Here is a 6,343-nt window from a genome sequence, read left to right on the forward strand (position 1 = left end):
GCTGAGCGCTCCGATTGAAGCGCTCAGCGCCATTTCCCTATCAGAATCGAGAGATTCTGTCCACTACGCTTTGCCTATTTGAGGTTCGGCGTATCGCGACCGGGCGATGCTCGCCCGAATTGTCGCAGAACTCCAGACGATACTCGATGGGTCCATGCGTCCATCACCCCCCGACCACCGTCGTGATCACCTGTCCCTCGCGGGCGAGCGTGATCTTCCAATAATAATGGCGGTTGATCGTCGTCCGCTCGAGGTCGCGGGTCGTGGCGATCTTCTCGTCATTGACCGCGAGAATCACGTCGCCCTTCTGCAGGTTGAGCTGCGCAGCCACCGATACGGGGTCGATCTCCGCCACGACGACGCCATGGGTCGCGCCCTGCACGGAGAATTCCTCGAGCACGGCGGGCGAGATATTGACGACGGTCGCGCCGGCGAAGGGCGAGGGGCCCTTCACTTTCACCGGATCGCGCGCGGGAACCTCGGGCGCGGAGGAGAGCTTCAGCGGCACGGAGACGGTCTTGCCGGAGCGCAGCACGCCGAGCGTCGCCTGGCCGCCGAGCGGCTTGGTGGCGAGGCGATAGCCCACCGCCTCCGGATCGTCGGCCGATTGACCGTCGACGGAGACGATGACGTCGCCGCGCTTCAAGCCCGCCTCCAGCGCCGGGCCTTTGGGATAGAGATCGGCGACCAGCGCGCCGGCCGGGCGCTCGAGCCCCAGGCCGTCGGAAATCTCCTTGGAGAGATTTTGCAGCGTCGCCCCGAGCCACGGGCGCTTCACCTGCCTGCCGCCGCCCTTGGCCGCCGCCACGACGCTCTTGACCATATTGGCGGGAATCGCGAAGCCGATGCCGACCGAGCCGCCCGATTTGGAGAAGATCGCCGAATTTATGCCGACGACGCGCCCGCTCATATCGACGAGCGGGCCGCCGGAATTGCCGGGGTTGATGGCGGCGTCGGTCTGGATGAAGAAGCCATAGTCGGAAATGCCGACCTGCGTGCGGGCGAGCGCCGAGACGATGCCCTGCGTCACCGTCTGCCCGACGCCGAAAGGATTGCCGATGGCGAGCACGAGATCGCCGACCTCGAGCGCGTCCGAATCGCCGAGCTCCATCGTCGGGAAGCCGGAGCCTTCCGCGAGCTTCAGCACAGCGAGATCGGTGCGCGGATCGCGCAGCAGGATTTTCGCCGGTATCTCGCGCTTGTCGGAGAGCGAGACCTTCACATCGGTCATGCCCTCGATGACGTGATTATTGGTGACGACGAGGCCGGTCGGATCGACGATGACGCCGGAGCCGAGCGACTGCGCCGTCGGGCCGCGCGGGCCGCCGCCGCCTTCGCCGAAGAAGCGGCGGAAGATCGGATCGTCGAAGAAGGGATTGGCCGGCCGCTGCTCGACGCGCGTCGCGAAGACATTGACGACGGCCGGCGCCGCCTTTTTGACGATGGGCGCGAAGGAGAGGACGACATCGACGCGCGATTGCGGCAGGGCGCGCTCCGCCTGGGGCGCGAGCGCGCCCTGCGCCATGGCCGCGGGCGCGACGAACACTGCCGCGGCGCCCGACGCACAAAGGAGCACGCCTAAAATGATATCACGAAAGGGAAGTTGCATCGTCGATCCTCAGATGAGCCACCTTCGCAACGATATTACAGCCAAAAGCATCCGGTCGTAAGGAACCCAGGGCTGTTCAACGCTCTACAGTTGGTCCGATGAAGTGGGGTGATTTTCGCTTTTCGAGCCTGGAAGTGTCTGAATCTATGGGGAGCAACCCGAATCGGAGGTTGCCCCGTGACGATGGTCGATCTCGCATCCCGCCTTGCCGCCATCCCGGATCGGCGGCGCGCCGAAGGAAAGATTTACAATCAAGTCGGCGTCATCCTGTTTTCGATCATCGCCATGCTGAGCGGCGCCCGGTCGTATCGGCAAATCCATGCCCTGGTCCGCGCGCGGCTCGACCTGCTCAACGCGACCTTCCCAGACGCCGCGCTGCGACGAGCGTCGGCCTACGCCTCCGTGCGCCATGCACTGTCAAAAAAACCTTCGAGATCGCCAAAGCGACCGGGAATGACCTGATCGTGCAAGTCAAAGGCAATCAGCTGGGCCTGCTACAACGCTGCGAGAACATCGTCGCGACGGCTATTCCGATCGCGCTTCACGACAGCCGCCGCGTTCTATGCGTCATCCGTCATGTCGCCCGCAGAAGCTTCGCGAGCGCCATCCGCGGCCATTGGGCCGTGGAGAACGAAAACCATTGGGTTCGAGACGTGACCCTCGCCGAGGACGAAAGCCGCTTCCGCGTCAATCCCGGCGTCATGGCCCGCCTGCGCTCGCAAGCCTTCGACATCGCCAGAGCAAACGGCGTCAAAAACATCGCCCAAGCCCTCTGGTGCGCCGCCATCGATCCCACCGTCACGCTCTCATATCGCGGCTTGTAATGAGCGTTGAACAGCCCTGGGGATTGAACAGATCGACGGGAATCTCAGCCGGCGCTCTCATCGCCGCCTCCCGCTTCGTTTTCGCGTGACGCCTTCTGGTCCGCCGCGCGCAAAAGCGCCTCCCACCAGGCGAGACCCCAGGGGCCCCAGCGCTTTTGCAGCCGCGCGAAGCGTAGCGCCGCGCATCACCGCGCAGCGTCGCCGACAGCGACAGCAGAACGAGGCGGCGGATCAGATCATTGTCCGCATCCTCCTTCGGCCATAGCGCGGCGTCGCTCTCGATGGCGGATGCGCGAAAGGCGGAACGAGATGCGCCTCGTCCAGCAGCACCAGCGTGTCGACGCCGAGAAAGCCGGCGTGATAGGGGCGCATCTTGCGCGAGACGCCATAGCCCTCGAACAAAAGTCGCGAGCCGATCATGTCGACCGTTCCGACGACGATCGCCGGAGACGAAGGATCGTCGAGCCAAGCTCGGTTGTCGGCGAATTGTCCGCGCAGCGTGGAGATGGGGAGACGCCCGCTCCTGAGCTGGAGACCTTCGCGCAGGGCGGCGGCCTCGTCGCTCGCGAGGGCATCGCGCAGCTTCACGGCTTCGCGCGTCGCCAGCTATCGCGCTGAAGCTTCCGGTCCGCCTCTCACATCGTCCCGGGCGAGAGGCATTTCCGAGAGGCATTTCAATATCCGATTTCGAAACACCGAAATTTCTCGGCCCCGCGCAGGGCGAATTGCCCCTGCTCGCGCCGCCCGCCGCGCGTGACGAGACGCTGGTCCCGGCGCGCACGATCAACGAATGGCTCTATTGCCCGCGTCTCGCTTTTCTGGAATGGGCGCAGGGCGAATGGGCCGGCAGCGCCGATGTCGCCGCCGGCAAGCGCGCCCACCGCGCCAGCGACAAGGGCCGCGCGCCCGCGCTTCCCGCGCCGGATGCGCTCGAGGAAAAGCCGTTCAAGACGCGCCGTCTCGCGCTCGAGGCCGAGGATGGCTTGGTCGTCCCCGTCGACACCAAGGTCGGCAAGCGGCCGCATGTCGCCGACGCGCGCATATCCTCCGGCTTCTGGTTCCTCGGCGCGACGGGCGGGCAGGGGCCGCGCAGCGCGGCGACGCGCACGGCGCAATATGCGGCGGCGGCCGATCCCGCGCGCCGCCTCGCCTTTGCGCGCGAGCTGGTCGCGGTGAAAATCCGCAATCAGAGAACCTTGCTCCGCCGCAATTGGCGCGGCGAGGCGGAGAAGCGCGCGGCGCCACTCGACGCCCTGACCGGCCTCGCCGATCGCGCACTCCTCGCCGCCGATACGAGCCTGCTGCACGGTTTCGAGGGCGAGGCGGCGGCGATCTATTTCCGCAATCTGCCAAATCTTTTCACGCCCGCCGTCAATACCTTGCCGAATTTCGCCTTCGAGCGGCGCAATCGTCGTCCACCGGCCGATCCGGTCAACGCCTGCCTGTCGCGCGGCTATGCGCTGCTGACCCGCAGCGTGACCGCCTCGCTGACGACCGTCGGGCTCGATCCCTGGAAGGGCTTCTACCATGTCGAGCGCCCCGGCCGCCCGGCGCTAGCGCTCGATTTTCTGGAGCCGTTTCGCCCGCTGCTCGCCGATTCGGCCGTGCTGACGGCGCTCGACAATTATCGCCCGGCGATTTCGTCCATGGCGCCGGCGGCTGCAATCTCTCGACCAAGGGCAGGCGGGCGCTGGTCGAAGCCTATGAGCGTCGGCTCGATCAGGAGACCACCCATCCCGTGTTCGGCTATCAGCTCTCGATGCGCCGGCTGCATGCTTAAAAGCAAGAGCGTCGGCAAGCTCGGCGCCTGGCTGAGAGATGCCCAGAAATTGGGCTTGTACGCGATGCAACGTTTCGATCGCACGGCGCAGAGAGACATCGACGCGGTGAGAAATGCGATCACCGAGCCGTGGAGCAACGGCCAGACGGAAGGACAAATCAATCGCCTGAAAGCGCTCAAACGAACGATGTATGGTCGAGCGGGGCCAGAACTCCTTCGTGCGCGCGCTTGCTTCCTGTGTAGCGGCCACCGCAACAGGAAGTGAGGAAGAACCGGCGTGTTCGCTGCCGATGGCGCCGTCATGCCCGATCTTCCGGCTAAGTCGCATACTCTGACGCTGATGGCGAATGCACGGCGGATCGGATCACGATTGGCGCAGAGCGAGCCGTCTCTCAGCGGATCGCGCCGAACCGCGGCGCGTCGTCAGGAGCAATGCCCAGGCTGAAATCGGGCGCCCACACTAGCAGCGCGCGGCGGGGCTGCGCCGGATCGGCGACGACGCGGAACAGAGCAGGCTTTCCGCTGCGCCGAGAGAGAGTCTCGGCGTCGGACACGATCTGCCGCAGCAGGCTCGCCTCCTCGCTCCCGATTCTGTCGACGAGAACCCATCCATAGCCCGCTGTGAGAAGATATTCCGTGAAGATCTCGGGCGATCGCGACGGGCAATTGGCGCCGTTGGACGCATAGAAGCACACATCGCTATTGGTGTATGCGGGCATGAGAAAATAGTGAAAGGCGAAGTTACGAAGATACGCGTTGTCCGCCTCCTTCGAGCTGAGCACCCACACGCGATCGGCGCCGACGATCGGGCGCGCCTCGCGGCTGATCGAATCGACGTCGAAGTCGAACTCGGTAGACACAGGGCGCCAGAAGGCGGTGGGCAGGAGCACGGCGTGAAGCAGAAGAGCGGCGCCGACGATCAGCGCGCTGCAAATCCGAGCGCCATGTTTCGTCGCGGGATACAGAAGCGTGATCAGCGAAGTGGCGAGGAACGGGAAGAGGAAGATGCCGATATAACGCTCGAAGCTCGGGAGCTTCGGATCGCCGTGAAAGAATCCGGCCATCTGTAGCACGATGGCGCCGATCCAAGCCACCATCACGAGTGAGACGCCGAGGACAAGGACCAAAAGACGATCGCGCCGCGGCTCACTCAGAGCCGCTCCGAGCACGCCGGCGGCCATGCCGGCGATGACCATGATGCCGATCGAGACGCCGACACCGTGAAATTGCGGCTTGCCTTCGACGAACAGCCTGCGCGTCACCGCCTGCAGGAAGGCGGGATCGCCTCTGACGGTATTCATGAAGCTTGCGACGAGATCGCTCGGCACGTTCTGGAGCTCGCCATAGAAGGCGAGATAGGCCGATTGATATAGCTGATGGGCGACGAGCGGCGCGAAAATGACGGCCGCATAGGCCGCGACGCGCGCGGGCGCGAGCTGCGCTCGATCGCGTCCGCGCGCGGCATAGTCGAGCCCGACGAGCATCATTGCCAGCAACATCGCCGGCTGCAGGAGCCCGATGCGCAGCAGCGGCGCCGCCGCGAGCGCCGTGGCCGCCAGCACGAGCTTCTCGCGCGAAGGCGCCGTTATGTGATGATAGATCGCGGAAAGAGCGATCGCGAGCACGACTGCCGCGGCGAAATCGGCATAGCCGCTCTGGAGCACGCCGGTGATGCGATAGGCGAGCGCGAGCAAAAGAGGAAACAACGCCCAGCGCATCGCGCTCTGCGCCCGGCTCGTCGACGGCTCGGCGCGCGATCCGAACAGCATCAGCGCCGTCAGATAGGCGAGCAGCAAAATTTTGTGCGTCTGCAGATTATCGGTGGTGAAGGCGAAAATGCCTTGCAGATAGAAGAGCAGGAGCGGCTGTAGCGGCGGATAGGTGGGAAATTTGCTATAGCCATTGCCGATCAGCGGCGCGCCGAAATCGAAGGATTTCGTCATCACCGACCAGTGTGTGTAATTGTCCCATGGCACATGGGTCGTATGGGGCAAGACCGCCGAGACGACGGCGATCGCGACCAGCGCGATGGCTGCCCGCGCATCGAGCGCATTGACGCCCTGCCGAGCGATGCACAGCCCTGCGAGCGCCCAGAATACGCAAAGCAGAATGGCGCGGGCGTAGAGCGGA

General features: G+C 64.9%; 5 protein-coding genes and 2 pseudogenes. 4 read left to right on the forward strand and 3 right to left on the reverse strand.

From position 1 onward, the window contains the following. Positions 1-163: 163 nt before the first annotated feature. Entirely contained in the window at positions 164-1,525 is a 1,362-nt protein-coding gene (locus Mspo_RS12240) for a Do family serine endopeptidase (protein ID WP_244613406.1), read from the reverse strand. A gap of 267 nt (positions 1,526-1,792) precedes the next feature. On the opposite strand from Mspo_RS12240, the gene Mspo_RS12245 reads away from it, so the two are divergent. Next, positions 1,793-2,071 (forward strand): transposase family protein, encoded by a 279-nt coding sequence (locus tag Mspo_RS12245; protein WP_159730139.1) that lies wholly within the window; start codon positions 1,793-1,795, stop codon positions 2,069-2,071. 2 nt (positions 2,072-2,073) lie between these two features. Further along, positions 2,074-2,433: a hypothetical protein gene (locus tag Mspo_RS12250; protein WP_159730129.1), complete on the forward strand. Its 360-nt coding sequence runs from the start codon at positions 2,074-2,076 to the stop codon at positions 2,431-2,433. A 231-nt stretch (positions 2,434-2,664) separates the two neighbouring features. Here Mspo_RS12250 and Mspo_RS19610 read toward each other — a convergent pair whose 3' ends face one another. Continuing rightward, positions 2,665-3,021, reverse strand: a complete 357-nt coding sequence (locus tag Mspo_RS19610; RefSeq protein WP_201281692.1) for a hypothetical protein — start codon at positions 3,019-3,021, stop codon at positions 2,665-2,667. Between the two features lie 395 nt (positions 3,022-3,416). Here Mspo_RS19610 and cas1 point away from each other — a divergent pair. Further along, positions 3,417-3,998: pseudogene (cas1, locus tag Mspo_RS19915) on the forward strand (CRISPR-associated endonuclease Cas1); the annotation flags it as partial. Positions 3,999-4,226: 228 nt separating this feature from the next. Continuing rightward, positions 4,227-4,478, forward strand: a pseudogene (locus Mspo_RS19920) (transposase); the annotation flags it as partial. A 127-nt stretch (positions 4,479-4,605) separates the two neighbouring features. Here Mspo_RS19920 and Mspo_RS12270 read toward each other — a convergent pair. Continuing rightward, on the reverse strand, positions 4,606-6,343 hold a 1,738-nt coding region (locus Mspo_RS12270), incomplete at its 5' end, for a hypothetical protein (RefSeq protein WP_159730131.1).

The organism is Methylosinus sp. Ce-a6 (genome assembly GCF_009811655.1).
Taxonomy (GTDB): Bacteria; Pseudomonadota; Alphaproteobacteria; order Rhizobiales; family Beijerinckiaceae; genus Methylosinus.